The organism is Peribacillus sp. FSL E2-0159, assembly GCF_038643155.1.
In the GTDB taxonomy this organism is placed as follows: Bacteria; Bacillota; Bacilli; order Bacillales; family DSM-1321; genus Peribacillus; species Peribacillus simplex.
Genome location: NZ_CP152053.1, coordinates 3878647 through 3895426, shown reverse-complemented (window position 1 = coordinate 3895426; position 16780 = coordinate 3878647). Strand labels below are relative to the sequence as shown.

At 41.3% G+C, this 16780-nt stretch carries 15 protein-coding genes and 1 riboswitch; of the genes, 9 read left to right on the top strand and 6 right to left on the bottom strand.

The genetic code is table 11. The features are described from left to right. Nucleotides 1–57 precede the first annotated feature (57 nt). Nucleotides 58–243, top strand: coding sequence for a YqzE family protein (locus NYE63_RS18960; protein ID WP_063233067.1), 186 nt, complete (start codon nucleotides 58–60; stop codon nucleotides 241–243). Nucleotides 244–289: 46 nt separating this feature from the next. On the opposite strand, the gene NYE63_RS18955 is transcribed toward NYE63_RS18960, so the two are convergent. After that, entirely contained in the window at nucleotides 290–1087 is a 798-nt protein-coding gene (locus NYE63_RS18955; protein WP_342602278.1) for a YqhG family protein, read from the bottom strand. Next, nucleotides 1065–2753 carry an SNF2-related protein gene (locus NYE63_RS18950; RefSeq protein WP_342602277.1) on the bottom strand — a complete coding sequence of 563 codons (1689 nt, stop codon included), beginning with the start codon at nucleotides 2751–2753 and terminating at the stop codon, nucleotides 1065–1067. The genes NYE63_RS18955 and NYE63_RS18950 overlap by 23 nt, the downstream gene beginning before the upstream one ends. A 375-nt stretch (nucleotides 2754–3128) precedes the next feature. After that, nucleotides 3129–3216, top strand: a riboswitch (glycine riboswitch). A 183-nt stretch (nucleotides 3217–3399) separates the two neighbouring features. Between NYE63_RS18950 and gcvT the strand changes: the two genes are divergently transcribed. Genes gcvT through gcvPB form a run of 3 tightly spaced genes read left to right on the top strand, consistent with a single transcriptional unit; the run spans nucleotide 3400 to nucleotide 7362 of the window. Continuing rightward, nucleotides 3400–4548 carry a glycine cleavage system aminomethyltransferase GcvT gene (gcvT, locus tag NYE63_RS18945; RefSeq protein ID WP_342602276.1) on the top strand — a complete coding sequence of 383 codons (1149 nt, stop codon included), beginning with the start codon at nucleotides 3400–3402 and terminating at the stop codon, nucleotides 4546–4548. Between the two features lie 17 nt (nucleotides 4549–4565). Continuing rightward, nucleotides 4566–5912 (top strand): aminomethyl-transferring glycine dehydrogenase subunit GcvPA, encoded by a 1347-nt coding sequence (gene gcvPA / locus NYE63_RS18940; protein WP_342602275.1) that lies wholly within the window; start codon nucleotides 4566–4568, stop codon nucleotides 5910–5912. Next, nucleotides 5905–7362 carry an aminomethyl-transferring glycine dehydrogenase subunit GcvPB gene (gene gcvPB, locus NYE63_RS18935; RefSeq protein ID WP_076365381.1) on the top strand — a complete coding sequence of 486 codons (1458 nt, stop codon included), beginning with the start codon at nucleotides 5905–5907 and terminating at the stop codon, nucleotides 7360–7362. Before gcvPA ends, gcvPB begins: the two co-directional genes overlap by 8 nt. 158 nt (nucleotides 7363–7520) lie before the next feature. On the opposite strand, the gene NYE63_RS18930 is transcribed toward gcvPB, so the two are convergent. Continuing rightward, a complete protein-coding gene (locus NYE63_RS18930) occupies nucleotides 7521–7904 on the bottom strand; it encodes a rhodanese-like domain-containing protein (protein WP_076365383.1) in 384 nt (127 codons plus the stop codon). Nucleotides 7905–8107: 203 nt separating this feature from the next. Between NYE63_RS18930 and NYE63_RS18925 the strand changes: the two genes are divergently transcribed. Further along, the gene (locus NYE63_RS18925) at nucleotides 8108–8944 is read left to right on the top strand and encodes a biotin/lipoate A/B protein ligase family protein (protein WP_342602274.1); all 837 of its coding nucleotides are present in this window, start codon (nucleotides 8108–8110) and stop codon (nucleotides 8942–8944) included. A 378-nt stretch (nucleotides 8945–9322) separates the two neighbouring features. Further along, nucleotides 9323–11893, top strand: a complete 2571-nt coding sequence (locus tag NYE63_RS18920; RefSeq protein ID WP_342602273.1) for a vitamin B12-dependent ribonucleotide reductase — start codon at nucleotides 9323–9325, stop codon at nucleotides 11891–11893. A gap of 146 nt (nucleotides 11894–12039) precedes the next feature. Here the strand turns inward: NYE63_RS18920 and NYE63_RS18915 are convergent, their stop codons facing one another. After that, on the bottom strand, nucleotides 12040–12225 hold the full coding sequence (locus NYE63_RS18915) for a hypothetical protein (protein ID WP_342602272.1): 186 nt from the start codon (nucleotides 12223–12225) through the stop codon (nucleotides 12040–12042). 137 nt (nucleotides 12226–12362) lie between these two features. Here NYE63_RS18915 and splB point away from each other — a divergent pair, with 137 nt between their 5' ends. Both splB and NYE63_RS18905 read left to right on the top strand, forming a co-directional pair. Then, the gene (splB, locus tag NYE63_RS18910; protein WP_034308346.1) at nucleotides 12363–13388 is read left to right on the top strand and encodes a spore photoproduct lyase; all 1026 of its coding nucleotides are present in this window, start codon (nucleotides 12363–12365) and stop codon (nucleotides 13386–13388) included. A gap of 85 nt (nucleotides 13389–13473) precedes the next feature. Beyond that, complete coding sequence (locus NYE63_RS18905; RefSeq protein WP_342602271.1) at nucleotides 13474–14355, top strand: patatin-like phospholipase family protein; 882 nt, start codon at nucleotides 13474–13476, stop codon at nucleotides 14353–14355. Between the two features lie 22 nt (nucleotides 14356–14377). Here NYE63_RS18905 and NYE63_RS18900 read toward each other — a convergent pair whose 3' ends face one another. Together NYE63_RS18900 and NYE63_RS18895 are read right to left on the bottom strand one after the other, a co-directional pair. Continuing rightward, nucleotides 14378–14752, bottom strand: coding sequence for an SA1362 family protein (locus NYE63_RS18900; protein ID WP_063233078.1), 375 nt, complete (start codon nucleotides 14750–14752; stop codon nucleotides 14378–14380). 136 nt (nucleotides 14753–14888) lie between these two features. After that, nucleotides 14889–15839, bottom strand: a complete 951-nt coding sequence (locus NYE63_RS18895) for a DUF1385 domain-containing protein (protein WP_342602270.1) — start codon at nucleotides 15837–15839, stop codon at nucleotides 14889–14891. A 334-nt stretch (nucleotides 15840–16173) separates the two neighbouring features. Here NYE63_RS18895 and NYE63_RS18890 point away from each other — a divergent pair, with 334 nt between their 5' ends. Further along, a complete protein-coding gene (locus NYE63_RS18890; RefSeq protein WP_342602269.1) occupies nucleotides 16174–16686 on the top strand; it encodes a YqhR family membrane protein in 513 nt (170 codons plus the stop codon). Nucleotides 16687–16780 lie beyond the last annotated feature (94 nt).

Sequence of the window (16780 nt, the reverse complement as noted above, 5' to 3'; positions counted from 1 at the left end):
GCGCAGGAATAAAAGTAGCGTAAACCGGGCATACTTTGCATAGGGTGATGATTTTATATGTCTACAAACGCTTATATTAAATATCTGACGCAGCAGCTTGTCGAGTATTTTAATCTGACGAAAAAAGAACGAAAAGAAAAGCGCCGTCATAGAAAAGAGGATAAAAATCATGGAATGTCCCATTGGTTTGGCATTGTCCCTTTTGCTTTGTCGATGTTCGTAAGGAAAAATATCAAAAAGTAAAACAGATGTCCGAACTTAGGACATCTGTTTTTTTATCGTTCTTTACTTATCCCAACGCCCTATCTGAAAGGTAAAATAATCCTCCGTTGATGATGGATATTCGGATGTTGGGTTCATATTGAGCTTTTAAGGCTTCTTTTTCGGTAAAATAGCTCTCACTTTTTTCGTCCATATCCTTGTAAAAATGCTCCAATAAATTTAAGTCATTCTGCCAGCGCAGCATTGCTTCCTCCGCCCAGGTATGATCATCATCCTCGAAACTGGTTCTTATGTATGTATCCAGTCTTGCCAATCCACTCTTGGGCATGATGAGCGGTGAAAGCGTAAAGGAGTAATCCGGTATTTTTGGGGTGACCTTAATCGGTAAAACCCGACGGTGAAACCCTTCCATGATTTCACCCGAGATTAAATTCAATCCGATCGACATGAAGGTATCTTTTTTACGGTCGCATTGATAGGATATTTTCACATTCAGGGTCAGCCAAGGAAACAAAGGATTATTTCCGCCTTTTGATGGAGGAGTATCCTCAAAAAGTCTAGTATACCCTGCAAGCTTTTTGGTTGATTGTACAATTTGATGAAGGCGGGGGGAGCCAAAATGAATCATTTCTCCCTTTAAGTCGGATGGAGCTTGTTCGGGATCGGTAATGAACGTCATCTGGGCCGGGTTCGGAACGCCACCTGTTTTTTCGAGATAGTGCCAATAAAAGGGTCTGTTCATTAATTCTTTATCCATTTCGATTGTCAATTGGACTGTAAGGTGGTTTGGTGTATTATCCAGTATTTCACAATCATTGGCTTTAAAGTAAGTTAATAAAAAATCATGAATTTCCTGTTGCTGCATGTACCTCACCTTCCTTCATTGATTGTGCGAATTGGATTAACGATGAAAAATTATCCATCTTGATTTTCATTTCTCCCTCTGTTTTGGACTCGCCGACCACATCAATTAAATATTCTTCAATGTTGTTAATATCCAGTTTGGTTAGAATATCATCCAATTCACCAATTACTTTTTCAAATAAATTAATTTTTTCGTATAGCAACTTCAGAATATGTTCTTCTACTGTATTTTTCGTGGCAAAGTTATAAATCATCACATCTTCTTCCTGACCAAGGCGGTGAATCCGTCCAATTCTCTGTTCGAGCCTCATGGGGTTCCATGGCAGGTCAAAATTTATCAAGTGATGGCAAAACTGAAGGTTTATCCCTTCCCCGCCAGCTTCGGTTGCAATTAAAACCTGTATATTCTTTTGGAATAATTCTCGCATCCAGTCTTTCTTTCCGCGCTTAAAACCGCCTCGGAAAGGAACTGAAGAAATTCCATTCTGCTGTAGATACCATTGAAGATATAGCTGAGTCGCCCGGTATTCGGTAAAGATAATTACTTTGTCATCAATCTTCTTGATCAGTTCCAAAGCTTTTTCAGCCTTGGAGTTCTGAACGGTTTCATTCACTTTAGAAAATAAATCATCAAGCTTCGCCAAAAAGTCAGGGGAAGGCTGATCATATTTATTTCTCATATTCTTTAATGTATAAAAGACCGCCTCTCTGCTGCTGCATGCTTCCCTTTGGAGAGTGAGAGCAGAAAAGGCGCTTCCTTTTGATCCGTCCGAAATAGGCTTGAATTTTGAAACAGCATCGTACAATGCTTGTTCCGTTGGAGAAAATTCAATGGTGATGGTTTCCACATGTCGTTTTGTCCATTCAATACCAGTATCGGCCCGCCGGTTTCGAATCATGACAGTGTTGACCAGTTCCTTTAGGTGTTCATCTTCAATTATGTTCCGGCCTTTCCCTTTATACTTTTCAGAAAAGAGTGAGGCATTTCCCAAGTGACCTGGTTTCAATAATGAAACGAGGTGAAAGATTTCCTCGACTTTATTTTGAATCGGAGTCGCTGTCAGGAGTAAACAAAATTTCTTTTTCAGATTTTGGACGAATTCATAGTTCTTCGTCTTATTATTTTTAAGTTTATGAGCTTCATCAATAATGATGAAATCATATTCCTGATTGAAAATGATATCTCGATGTGGGGCGCGTTTCGCTGTATCAATGGATGAAATGACCACATCACAGGATTCCCAAACATAACTTTTTCTCTGAACGACTGCCGGAATATGAAACTTGGTATTCAATTCAAAAGCCCATTGTGTGACAAGGGAAGCCGGAACAAGGATCAATACTTTTTTTACAAGGCCTCTAATCATATACTCTTTTAGGATCAAGCCTGCTTCAATTGTTTTTCCGAGACCTACCTCATCAGCTAAAATGGCCTTTCCATTCATCTTTTCCACCACTTGCTTGGCTGCTTCCAATTGATGGGGAAGCGGGGTTAACTGCGGAAGGTGTTTAGGCGCCTGTAAACCTTCAAAATCAGGGATGATAAGATTTTCCTCCATTTGAACCGCCAATTTATAAAGCTCCCAATTTCCCCATGGACCGTCATTTTCCATCTTTTGCAGAAACTCGTCATTCCATTCAGAATTGAAGGATATATTGATTTTCATAGAAATAACTCCCTCTTAAATCATAAATTCCTTAATAAAAGGTCAAAACCCGAACATTTCATATGTGAAGTAAGAAAAATATTTCTCTTCAAAAGATATTGCAGAGTTAAGTTTCTTAGGGTAGGATATAAGTATATTTAGAAAATTCCAATTTCCAAAAGCTACAAAGAATCTTTGTACATCGATTTTGCAGTTCGCGTTTTCTTAGTATGGGCTATAGGCTCCTAATTTATCCAAGATTACTGAAGGAGATCACTCAAACGGTTTCTGGAGTTTTAGGAGAATTGGCAGAGAATGCATTCCATGTTGCTCAAAGGTTTTACCGATGCTTGGGGCTTATTCGGTTACTTTCATTGGTAGACCATTTATATGCGGGTGAAGATAAGGGGAGAGACTACGGATGTAGCGCCGAAGGAGCAAACTTAGCAGTGAATCTCTCAGGCAAAAGAACTCTTATTGGACGCAACTCTGGAGAGCGCCGCCCGTTTTGGGACGGCCACCAAAGGGGAAAACCTATTATATAGGTAAACTTTCAGGTTTCAGGACAGAGAAAAAGCTCAAACGGGCTTTCTCTGTCCTTTTTTGTGCTTTTTTCACATCATGAATCAGGAAATATCTGATGCGTAATGACAAGAAGCTTTTGATAATGAAGCCAATTAATTTAAAAAAATCTGAAGGGGGTCATTTTTTGACCAATTTAAAAAGAACACCACTATTTGAGGTTTATCGTGAATACGGAGGTAAAACGATTGATTTTGGCGGCTGGGAACTTCCTGTCCAATTTTCGGGTATAAAGGACGAACATGAAGCCGTACGTACAAAAGCGGGGTTATTCGATGTTTCCCATATGGGGGAAGTCGATGTTAAGGGTCCTGGGAGCCTTTCCTTTTTACAGAAGATGCTGACTAATGATATTTCAAAGTTGCAACAGGGCGGTGCCCAATATACAGCCATGTGTTATGAAAACGGAGGCACGGTTGATGATCTTATTGTGTATAAAAGGGCTGAGGACGATTACCTGCTCGTGGTCAATGCAGCGAATACAGAAAAAGATTTCAATTGGCTGCAAGCTAATTTAACGGAAGATGTCCAAATTACGAATGTATCGAGTGACTATACACAGCTGGCACTTCAAGGACCATCTGCAGAGAAGATATTACAAAAACTATCGGAAAATACTGCCCTAAGTGACATTGGATTTTTCAAGTTCAAGGAAAATGTCATGATAAGCGGTATCTCCACGATGGTATCCCGTACTGGATACACTGGTGAAGATGGTTTTGAGATATATAGCGACAGTAAAAATGGTCCTGCCCTTTGGAAGGCGATTATGGATGCCGGAAAGGATGAGGGGGTTCAGCCGATTGGTTTAGGTGCTCGTGATACCCTGCGTTTTGAAGCGAAACTGCCGCTGTATGGGCAGGAGCTTTCAGCGGACATCACCCCAATAGAAGCCGGTATTGGTTTTGCGGTAAAAGTGGATAAGGAAGTTGATTTTTTCGGGAAGGCCGTTCTTGCTGAGCAAAAGGAGAAAGGGGCTCCCCGCAAGCTTGTGGGAATTGAAATGATTGACCGTGGCATTCCACGTCATGGGTATAAGGTCTACAGCGGTGACAAAGTCATTGGTGAGGTCACGACTGGTACCCAATCACCAACGTTGAAGAAAAACGTGGGATTGGTACTTATCGATAAGGAATTTTCGGTGCTGGATGCGGAAGTCGAAGTGGAAATCCGTTCCAAACGTTTGAAAGCCGTTATAATACAAACACCTTTTTATAAAAAACCACGTAAATAGAGGGGAATGGTCATTAGATGAAACATCGTTATTTACCCATGACTGAGCAAGATAAACAAGAAATGCTGAAAGTTATAGGGGCATCTACTGCAGAAGAACTTTTCAACGATATCCCTGAAAGCGTTCGTTTTCAAGGAGAATACGATATCAAGCCTGCTAAATCAGAACCTGCATTAATGAAAGAATTATCAAGGCTTGCTGCCAAGAATGCGGATCTTAAAAACTATGCTTCCTTCCTTGGTGCGGGTGTCTATGACCATTATGCACCGGTCATCGTCGATCATGTTCTATCGCGTTCTGAGTTTTATACGGCTTATACACCCTATCAGCCTGAAATTTCACAGGGCGAGCTTCAGGCAATTTTTGAATATCAAACAATGATTTGTGAATTGACGGGCATGGATGTGGCTAACTCCTCCATGTATGACGGCGGGACGGCGCTAGCTGAAGCAGCCATGCTTGCTTCAGGCCAGACACGACGCAAGAAGATTCTCATTTCAGGAGCGGTTCATCCTGAATCAAGAGAAGTTGTCAAGACATATGCAAAAGGGCAACGTGTAGAAGTAATCGAAATTCCATTTAAAGACGGTGTGACGGACTTAGCTGCTTTAAGGGAATTGGCGAATGATGACATTGCAGGGGTGATCGTGCAATATCCGAACTTTTTTGGCCGTATCGAGCCATTGAAGGAAATGGAAGAAATCATTCATGGCGTCAAGTCCATGTTTATCGTTTCAAGTAATCCGCTTGCATTGGGAGCTTTGACATCGCCTGGTGCACTCGGTGCAGATATCGTAACGGGGGATGCTCAGCCGTTCGGCATACCAGCGGCATTTGGTGGACCTCATTGTGGATATTTTGCCGTTACTAATAAACTTGTTCGGAAAGTCCCGGGCCGACTCGTCGGTCAAACTGTGGATGAAAATGGAAAAAGGGGATTTGTGCTGACGCTTCAAGCTCGTGAACAGCACATTCGCCGTGACAAAGCCACATCCAACATTTGTTCCAATCAAGCTTTGAATGCCTTGGCAGCTTCTGTTGCAATGACCGCGCTTGGGAAAAAGGGTGTCAAAGAAATGGCCGTGCAAAATATTCAAAAAGCGCATTATGCGAAAAAAGCAATTATGGCAAAAGGGGTGGAAGTGATATTCGACGGTCCTTCGTTTAATGAATTTGTCATTAAACTGCCTGCTTCGTTTTCAGAAATCAATAAAAACCTTTTTGAAAAAGGGATGATCGGCGGATTCGATTTAGGGACGGTTTATCCTGAGCTGAAAGACCATATGCTGGTTGCGGTGACTGAACTTAGAACAAAAGAAGAAATTGATGCACTTGCGCAGGAATTGGGGGATCAACATGAATAATCAAGATCAATCACTCATTTTTGAAATCAGTACTTCCGGTCGAATCGGATACAGTCTGCCAGAAATGGATGTTGCAACTATTCCGCTCGAAGAAATTCTTCCTGCCGACTACATCCGTGAAGAAGAGGCAGAGCTTCCTGAGGTGTCCGAACTGGATATCATGCGTCACTATACAGCACTTTCCAAACGGAATCATGGGGTGGATTCGGGTTTTTATCCGCTGGGTTCATGCACGATGAAATATAATCCGAAAATAAATGAAAATGTGGCACGTTTCAACGGTTTCGCCCATATCCATCCATATCAAGATCCAGCTACTGTTCAGGGAGCATTGGGACTATTATTTGATTTGCAGGAGCACTTAACGGAAATCACCGGGATGGACCAAGTGACATTACAGCCTGCAGCAGGTGCTCACGGTGAATGGACAGGATTGATGATGATTCGCGCTTTTCACGAAGCCAATGGCGATACAGAACGGACGAAAGTGATTGTACCTGATTCTGCACATGGTACGAATCCTGCCTCGGCCACTGTTGCCGGACTTGAAACGATTACAGTGAAATCCGATGAAAATGGGTTAGTAGACCTTGAAGACTTAAAGCGAGTTGTCGGACCTGATACGGCGGCTTTGATGCTGACGAACCCTAATACATTGGGATTGTTTGAAGAAAATATTTTGGAAATGGCACAACTTGTCCATGACGCAGGCGGGAAGCTTTATTATGATGGAGCCAATTTGAATGCAGTACTATCAAAAGCACGTCCGGGTGACATGGGCTTTGATGTGGTTCACTTAAATCTCCATAAAACATTCACAGGCCCGCATGGCGGCGGCGGTCCGGGTTCTGGTCCTGTAGGGGTGAAGTCGGACTTGATTCCTTACTTGCCTAAACCGCTTGTGGTCAAACAAGGTGAGCAATTCGTTCTTGATTATGATCGTCCGCAATCCATTGGTAGGGTAAAACCTTATTATGGTAATTTCGGGATAAACGTGAGGGCATATACGTACATTCGTTCAATGGGTCCTGATGGCCTTAAAGCCGTCACCGAGAATGCGGTCATCAATGCCAATTATATGATGCGTAGGTTGGAACCTTATTTTGACTTACCATATAATCGTCATTGTAAGCACGAATTCGTATTAAGCGGCCGTCGGCAAAAGAAATTGGGGGTAAGGACTCTCGATATAGCCAAAAGATTGCTGGATTTCGGGTATCATCCTCCAACCATTTACTTCCCGTTGAACGTGGAAGAAGGAATGATGATAGAACCGACTGAAACCGAGTCAAAAGAAACTCTGGATGCGTTCATCGATGCGATGATCCAGATTGCCAAGGAAGCGGAAGAAACCCCGGAAATCGTTCAGGAAGCTCCGCATACAACTGTTATAAAGAGGCTTGATGAAACTCTTGCTGCAAGAAAACCTGTTCTGCGTTATCAAGCCTAGATTGATAGCTTACACGAAAAAAATCCCTGCCTGCCGGCGGGGATTTTTCTTTATGTAAGAATTCATTTAAGTCCAACAATTAACTTTCATTTTCCTAGAGCCCGCATGATGTACATGAAGGCTTTTTAATTAAAAAGAGCCCATGCGGAGATGGGGTCTTATTTCTTTGCTTTGATTTTCCCGGTCCACATTTTGAAACCGCCCTTTAGGTGAAAAAGTTCCCTGTAGCCCTTTTTGTATAGCATGGCTGCAGCTCTGCCGCTGATGATTTCGCTTTGAGCGTACAAATATACAGGCTTGTCCGGCCTAATTTCGACCAAGCGGGTTTTCATTTGAGTCATAGGGATGTTTCTTGCGCCTAAGATATGACCATTATCGAAATCATTCGGTTCCCGCACATCGATTAGCTGCACTTTTCTGTAGTTAGCGATAAATTCGTCCTGTGTTAATGTTTTAACGATTTTACGCTGGCGGTACCAATTAAAAAGTGAATACGCAATAACCACTCCTAAGATGATGAGCAGTGTATATAATATTTCCAAACATAAAAACTCCCTTCTACCTTAACGAATACAGACAATCTTTATTATATAATTGCTTTACCTAATAATCAAAAAGAATTTTCATCAAATTCTTCATCGACTTGATAGCACTTTCTTTTTTAGAGTGTTAAAGTCTGTTAAACTACTACATGTGAGTTTTTTGTGGGGTATTAAAAAACAGTTTATTGAAACGAGGGGTAAGGATGACTAAAGAAAAATGGGGTTTTATAGATTCGGGGTATTGTTCACCGGCTTTTAATATGGCGCTGGACGAAGCACTGTTAAACTGGCAAAGCAAAGGGGAGATTCCGCCAATCATACGCTTTTACGGCTGGGATCCAGCGACATTGTCGATTGGTTATTTTCAAAAGGCAGAAGCGGAAATTGATATGGAAGAGGTCAAAAGGCAGGGTCTTGGTTTTGTTCGCAGACCAACAGGAGGACGAGCGGTACTGCACGAGCATGAATTGACTTATAGCGTAATCGTTCCAGAATCCTATCCGGGAATGCCAACTACCGTTACTGAAGCATATCGTGTCATTTCTGAAGGGATATTAATGGGGTTCAGGAATCTTGGATTGGATGCTTATTTTGCCGTGCCTCGAACCGAGCAGGAAAAAGCGGCTTTAAAAGTGCCCAAGTCTTCCGTCTGCTTTGATGCTCCAAGCTGGTATGAACTGGTCGTTGAGGGCAGAAAGGTCGCTGGCAGCGCTCAAACCAGGCAAAAAGGCGTCATCCTTCAGCACGGGGCCATTTTGCTTGAACTTGATGATGAAAAGCTCTTTAGCGTATTTAAATTCTCAAATGACAGGGTTAAAGAGAGAATGCAAAAAAGCTTAAAAAATAAAGCTGTGGCCATAAATGACGTTGCCGGAAGAAAGGTTACCATCCCTGAAGCGAAAGAAGCTTTTGAAAAAGGTTTTGCCGAAGGACTCTCGATCGATTTAGAGCCATACGTCCTCACCGAAAAGCAATTGCAGGAAGTGAAAGCCATTGCAGAAAGCAAATATGAAAGCGATGAATGGAATTTCATGAGATAGACGAAGCGGGATAATAAAAAAGATTTTTCAGATTTGTTTGACCAAATAAGCTATCCCTTGCAGGGATAAGCCCTGAAAGGGATGGGGAAAAAGCAAGGTCCAAATTAATTGAAATCTGATGAAAAATTATTGTAAATCGACATTTTCCTCCCTTTTGCTAACTATATTAATTGATTTACCGTTTGACAAAATTAAAAGTTATTCAAAACAAACACAATATATAGTAGTTGAAATATTTAATACGACACTATATATTGATTTTTGAGTTTCGCTATGATAAATTTAGGGTACTTGTTAAGCGAAACGGACATGTAAGGCTACATAAGGATTTTTGCGGCAGCAAGAACGGATCTTGAAACATATAAAGGAGAGGGAATTATGTCGGTTGTAATAAAAGAAGCTTTAAAGGTTGATCTAGAAAGGTTGAATAAGGATATTTCTTTATTTCCCCAGGTTCACCCTGTAACTGCTGATATGAAAATGGCGCATAAGGGAGTGTCCCGTCTAGTCATGCTTGACCGCTACTCTTTTAAGGATACTGAAAAAATCACACTCTCGGCAGGCGATTTCGTCGTGTTGACGATTAAGGAAGATCCGAAATTCCCGGCAAGGGGTCTCGGTTACATCGTTGAAATAGATTGGGAAACAAAAAAAGCCAAGGTATTGGTGGATGAAGAATTCCGTGGCGTATTGGATAATCCGGAAGAAGTGGAGACGGGGATTGTAAACCGTCCGTTGGATATAATCGAAAAGCCGCTTGAAATATACTATGAACAAATTGCGAAACGTAATGCAACGGGCTTGGCATCAGTGGAAACCACGGAAGAAAAAAGAACGGAATGGTTCAATAAATTCTATGAAGAATTAAAGAACCTTAATTTTGTCCCGGCAGGTCGAGTATTATACGGTGCGGGTTCCAATACGGATGTTACTTATTTCAACTGCTATGTAATGCCATTCGTACCGGATTCACGTGAAGGGATTTCAGAACATAGGAAACAAGTGATGGAAATCATGAGCCGCGGCGGCGGAGTGGGTACGAACGGATCGACACTGCGTCCAAGAAACACTCTGGCAAAAGGCGTAAATGGAAAATCCTCGGGTTCAGTGTCATGGCTTGACGATATTGCGAAATTGACGCATCTTGTTGAACAGGGCGGTAGCAGACGGGGCGCGCAAATGATCATGCTTGCTGATTGGCATCCTGATATTGCAGAGTTCATCATTTCTAAAATGCAAAATCCAAGGATTCTGCGTTACCTAGTGGAAAACACTAAAGATGAAGCCATCAAGAAATATGCGACGGATAAATTGAAATTCACGCCGCACACTGAACAGGAAACTGCTATGTATCAAGGGATCATCAATTATAAGGAGATTCCTGGCCAAGGTGGATTCAGCGAGAAAATCATTAGGGATGCAGAGGAAAAGATCCGTACAGGGGGAACATACAGTGTCCATAATTCGGATTTCCTGACTGGAGCCAACATTTCGATTTGCCTGACTAAGGAATTTATGGAAGCGGCGGAACAAGATGCTGAATACGAATTGCGTTTTCCTGATGTTGAAAGCTATAATGCCGAAGAAATGGCCATTTACAATGAAGAATGGCATAAAGTCGGTGATGTTCGTGAATGGGAGAAAATGGGTCACAAAGTCCGTGTTTACCGTAAAATCCGAGCTAAAGAGCTTTGGAACTTAATAAACATTTGTGCAACATATTCTGCTGAACCAGGTATTTTCTTTATCGATAATGCTAATGAAATGACGAATGCCAAAGCATACGGTCAACAAGTCGTAGCCACGAACCCTTGTGGCGAACAGCCATTGGCCCCATATTCAGTATGTAACCTTGCGGCAGTCAATCTGGCTGAAATGGCTGATAAAGATAGCAAAACGGTTAATTTCGAGAAACTTAAGCAGACCGTCGAAGTCGGTGTGCGTATGCAGGACAATGTCATTGACGCAACTCCTTATTTCTTGGATGAAAACAAAAAACAGGCACTGGGCGAGCGACGGGTTGGACTAGGTGTAATGGGTCTGCATGACCTGTTGATCTACTGTGAAACGGAATATGGCTCTGAAGAAGGAAATATCCTGGTTGACAAGGTGTTTGAAACGATTGCGACTACAGCTTACAGGGCTTCCGTGGAACTTGCTAAAGAAAAAGGCAGTTTCCCGTTCTTGAACGGGTCAACCGACAAAGAAACCGATGAGCTTAGAACGCGCTTCACACAAACCGGATTTATGGAAAAAATGCCGGAAGATATCAGGGAAAGTGTTGCTGCACATGGCATCCGTAACTCTCATTTATTGACAGTGGCTCCTACAGGAAGCACAGGAACGATGGTTGGGGTGTCAACAGGTCTTGAACCATATTTCTCCTTCACGTATTTCCGCAGCGGCCGTCTGGGTAAATTCATTGAAGTTAAGGCTGACATTGTACAGGAATACTTGGACCGTCATCCAGAGGCCGATACAGAAGAGCTTCCAAAATGGTTCATTTCCGCTATGGAATTAGCTCCAGAAGCACATGCTGATGTTCAATGCATCATTCAACGCTGGATTGACAGCTCGATCAGTAAGACGGTCAATGCTCCAAAAGGATATACTGTCGAACAAGTTGAAAAAGTATATGAACGTCTATATAAAGGCGGAGCAAAAGGCGGTACTGTATATGTGGATGGCAGCCGTGACAGTCAGGTTCTTACGCTCAAAGCGGAAGAAAACCAAATGGACGAGCAGCTTGAAATGGATGAATTGACAGATGTTGAAGTAAAGAAAAAAGTTGTATTGGTTGATACCATAAATGAACTGCGTTCGACGAATGTTACGATTGGGTCGGAAGTGGGTAACACTTGCCCGGTCTGCCGTAAGGGTGAAGTCCAGGAAATGGGCGGATGCAATACTTGCACGAATTGCGGAGCGCAATTAAAATGCGGGCTATAAGCTGATGTAAGGGAAGTCGTTAAGTATGCTGCAAAGCTATCTTAACGGCTTTTTTAGTGTCTTAAAAGTGGTTAGTGACAGTCTGTTCAATTATATACGATTAGAGAAGACCGAATCATGAAGATCGGTCTTCTTTTTGCGTTCAATCAACCATTTTCATTTTGCTGCCTTATTTCCTTTTCGGCTAGATATTGATTTCCGTCCTTCAATACCGAAAATTCATCGACCGAGTCTCCAGGTATATTCCTGGGATTTGGATATTTATTATCTGTTTGGACGGTAATCGTTTGTTTCCCCATTCCATTTGTCAAGAAATCTCGTTTATTAACCATATCGCATCTCCTTCATTTTGAATTTCCAAGTAAAAACAATCATGAGGCTAACAGAATAAAGAAAAACTATCCTTATAAAATAGATTGTGTAGTTCGATTGAAAATATGAACAAATCGATAAAAGAATGGAGATCGAAATGAAACCATTTATGCCACAGTTAGTATATATTGAGCCAAGGGCACTGGAATACCCGCTTGGCCGGGAGTTAAAAAAGAAATTCGAAGATTTGAACATTGAAATCCGTGAGACCACATCGCATAACCAAATTAGGGATCTTCCTGGAGAAAATGATCTGCAAAAATATCGTGTCGCCAAATCGACGCTTGTGGTAGGAATCAGAAAAACATTGAAATTCGATTCCTCAAAGCCATCTGCTGAATATGCCATACCTCTTGCTACAGGGTGTATGGGGCATTGTCACTATTGTTATTTACAGACCACACTCGGATCAAAACCATATATTAGGACATATGTGAATCTTGATGAGATTTTCGAAGCAGCCGAAAAATATATAAATGAGAGAAAGCCTGAAATTACCCGTTTTGAGGCAGCCTGTACATCGGATATCGTCGGAATTGACCATTTGACACATTCGTTAAAAAGGGCCATAGAATATTTTGGCAAAAGTGAATATGGGGTTCTAAGGTTCGTAACTAAATTTCATCATGTCGACCATCTATTGGATGCTGAACATAATGGAAAAACAAGATTTCGCTTCAGTATAAATTCACGTTATGTGATAAAGAATTTCGAGCCCGGCACTTCGAGCTTCGAAGAAAGGATGGAAGCGGCACGTAAAGTGGCAGGTGCCGGATATCCCCTCGGTTTTATCGTAGCTCCCATATATCGTCATGAAGCATGGAAGGAGGGCTACCATGAATTATTCGAACGGTTGAGTGAGGCGTTAAAAGGGGTGGATATCCCTGACTTGACTTTTGAATTAATCCAGCATCGGTTTACTGGTCCAGCAAAAAAAGTGATTCAAAAAAACTACCCAAAAACAAAATTGGAACTAGACGAAACGAAGCGTAAATATAAATGGGGCCGATACGGAATCGGTAAATATGTATATCAAAACGAGGAAGCCGCAGAACTGGAAACGACCATTCGTGGGTATATAGCGGAATTCTTCCCGAAAGCGGAAATTCAGTATTTTACCTGAATCAAGGCAATTTTCTATTTAAAACTGTCATAAATCGCTCTAATCCTGCTTAGAAATGTAAAGACCGGATTAGGGGAGGGCAGCTATGATTATTGACGGCGTTTTTTCCGGAGGCGGGATTAAAGGCTATGGTTTAGTGGGAGCCCTGCAGGAATTAGAAGAACGGGGATTTGTATTCCATCGAACAGCCGGTACAAGTGCAGGATCCATAATTGCAGCATTCGTAGCAGCTGGGTACACAGGTAAAGAAATGGAAAAGCTTTTTCTTGATATAGATTTAAGCGGCCTGCTGGACAAAAGGCGTGGTCTTTTGCCTATTCCGTTTGCCAAATGGCTCCTTTTATACTGGAAACTTGGTCTTTATAAAGGCGACGCTTTGGAAGCCTGGGTAGCCAGTAAACTAGCCGTAAGGAATGTTGTCACCTTTAAGGATGTTCGACCGAAATCCCTCCGTATCATAACCTCTGACATTACAAATGGGAAATTGGTGGTACTGCCTGATGATTTACCGAACTATGGAATTGATCCGAGCACTTTTCCAGTGGCAAAGGCAGTAAGAATGAGTTGTAGCATTCCTTATTTCTTTGAGCCAGTCAAACTAGATGTCGGAAAAAGCAAAATCCTTTTTGTTGATGGTGGTGTGTTAAGCAATTTTCCAATGTGGTTATTCAATTCAGATCATGTAAGAAAGGAAAGGCCGGTTATAGGCTTGCGGCTAAGTGTAGATGAGATATGGAAACCGCATGAGGTGGATAATGCGGTTGAATTGTTCTCCGCACTATTCAAAACGATGAAAGATTCCCATGATGCACGGTATATTTCCAAGAAACACGTCCATAATATCGTATTTATCCCGATGAAGGGAATTTCTGCAATGGATTTCAATCTGAATGATGAAAAAAAGGGTGAATTGATGAATAGGGGCAGGCAGTGCACTAAAGAATTCCTGAAAAAATGGACTTATTAATGATAAATAAAAAATCGGGCTCTTAAAAAGAAGCCCGATTTTTCTTTTTATTCTTTTTCCCTTCGATGACGGTTAAGTGACTATCGGTTTTCTTTCTCAATTTTATTTTCTTTGATGATTTTGCTGCAGAGAAGCTAGCCACATTATCTTTTTTCGAAGTTCGGTTTTTTAGCCTTTTTTTCGATTGGCGGGCAGCCTTTCGGAATGCTTGCTGCTCTTTTTTAACTGGTTTTCCCTTTGTTAATCCGGTATAAATCATATAAATAATCCCTGCGACAATGGCTATTATGAGAATGTTTCTAAAAAAGCCAATCGGGTCATTAAATAGTCGGCTCATTAGTCCGAGGACTCCGAGGGCGATGATTCCGTATATCATGAAAGATATGAAACGTTTCAACAAAGACACCTCCTTAAGAGCATCATAAGCAGTTTTTGCTTATTTTAAACATTCTTCATGTAAAATATTTGAAAAAATGAAGATCATTCCCTTAGTTAGTATATGATTATTCATCATCAAAATGTGTATAGATGTTTTACACAATTACATCCGATTCTAAACTTTTTTCAGTCTCTTTTTCCATCCTTAACAGTTCTTGGAAGGATGCCAATGCGACTTCGACTTGATCATCTGTAGGGGCTTTGGTTGTCAATAACTGAAGCCAAAGGCCGGGATAGCCAAGGTAACGAAGCAGTGGAGTATCTCTTACTTTGTTGGTCAACTGCAATACCTCGAAGGCTATGCCAAGCACTACGGGGATAAGCAAAATGCGATCCACGACACGGAGCCATAATGGATCGGTCGGAACAACCATATAGACGAACATACCTACAATGACTGTAAATAAAATAAAGCTGCTGCCACAGCGATAATGAAGGCGTGAACTTGCCTGCACATTTGCTACGGTCAATTCTTTTCCGCTTTCAAAGCAATTGATCACTTTATGCTCTGCCCCGTGATACTGAAAGACCCGCTTGATCAATGGCGTCATGGATACTGCATAAATGTATACCAGCAATAATATCAACTTGAACAAGCTTTCTATTAAAACCTGGGCCATATGGCCGCTGAAGAAGGGTCTTGTCAATTCGGCAAGAAAGACTGGAATCAAAGTGAAAAGCAGCTTCCCGAATAGGAAGGAAAGAACACCGATTACGGCAACTCCAAGCCATACACTTATTTTAGAAGGTTCCTTCGTTTCTTTTTTCTTTTCTTCCTGCTTTTCCCCTTCTTCTTCATATTGTTCAGTTGAAAAGTTTAGATGTTTCGAGCCGGTTGCACTTGACTGAATCAGTGAAACGATACCCCGTAGAAACGGTACTTTTTTTAAGCGGTTGACAACAGGTTTCGATTCACGCGGCAGATGATAATATACAATCGTCGAATCTTTGCGGCGTACCGCTGTGACTGTGTGATGTTTGCCGCCGAACATGACGCCTTCCACTACAGCCTGCCCTCCATAAACGGGTTTTTGAACCTCAGACATTTCTACACCAACCTAATAGTTATTCACGTAGCTCTCTCAAGGGTGCTAACATGTTTATTATCAAGCATCACAAGGGTTAAAACGCGGTCCTCCAAAGTTGAATGGCGACTTTAACCCTGTAATTACTTTATGAATGTTGAATCACAGGAAGGTATTATCCTGTGTACATTATAAATTTCAACAGAGGATGGGTATTTTCCTCTGAAAAAAGTAGATTATTTATGATTTAATCATACAGAATAAATCACAAAACCTCTAGTGATTCTCCTCCCTAACAATAAAAAAAAATAGTTCTATTTAACAAAGGGCATACTACGTAACGGAGGTGTTTGATATGTCTTCTAATGAAAATGGACAAATTCAACAGGAATATCAAAACATGTTGATCTACAATGTACTTGCTGTCGGTTTTGTTGGGGGGGCTTTAGCCAGTTTTATCGGAATCATAGCCCATTATCTTAACTTTATGGATTTTAGCCCAAAATTCATACTAACTTCATGGTCAAATATGACCTGGATCGACCATTGGCTAGGTACGATAATGACCATAATTTTATTCGGAATTCTATCCGTGGGGATCGCTTTTATATACTATAGTCTTTTTAAAAGGATGAAGAGTATTTTTACGGGTATTTTTTTGGGAGTGGTTTGCTGGGCTTTGCTGGTATTTGTCCTAAAACCGATGTTCATCGATTTGCCAACCTTTTCTAAAATGTCAGCAAATACGGTTGTATCAAGTTTATGCATTTTTATTATATACGGTCTTTTTGTAGGGTTTTCTATATCATACGATCATCAGGAATATATACGTCAAAAAGACAAAACCGAGAAGCAATCGGAAAGCTGATTGCTTCTTGGTTGTAAAAAAGTAGTAAGACAATTTGTAATTATGATAGAATGTTCTTGGAAAGCATTCTTTTAACATGAGCAGGTGTTTTATG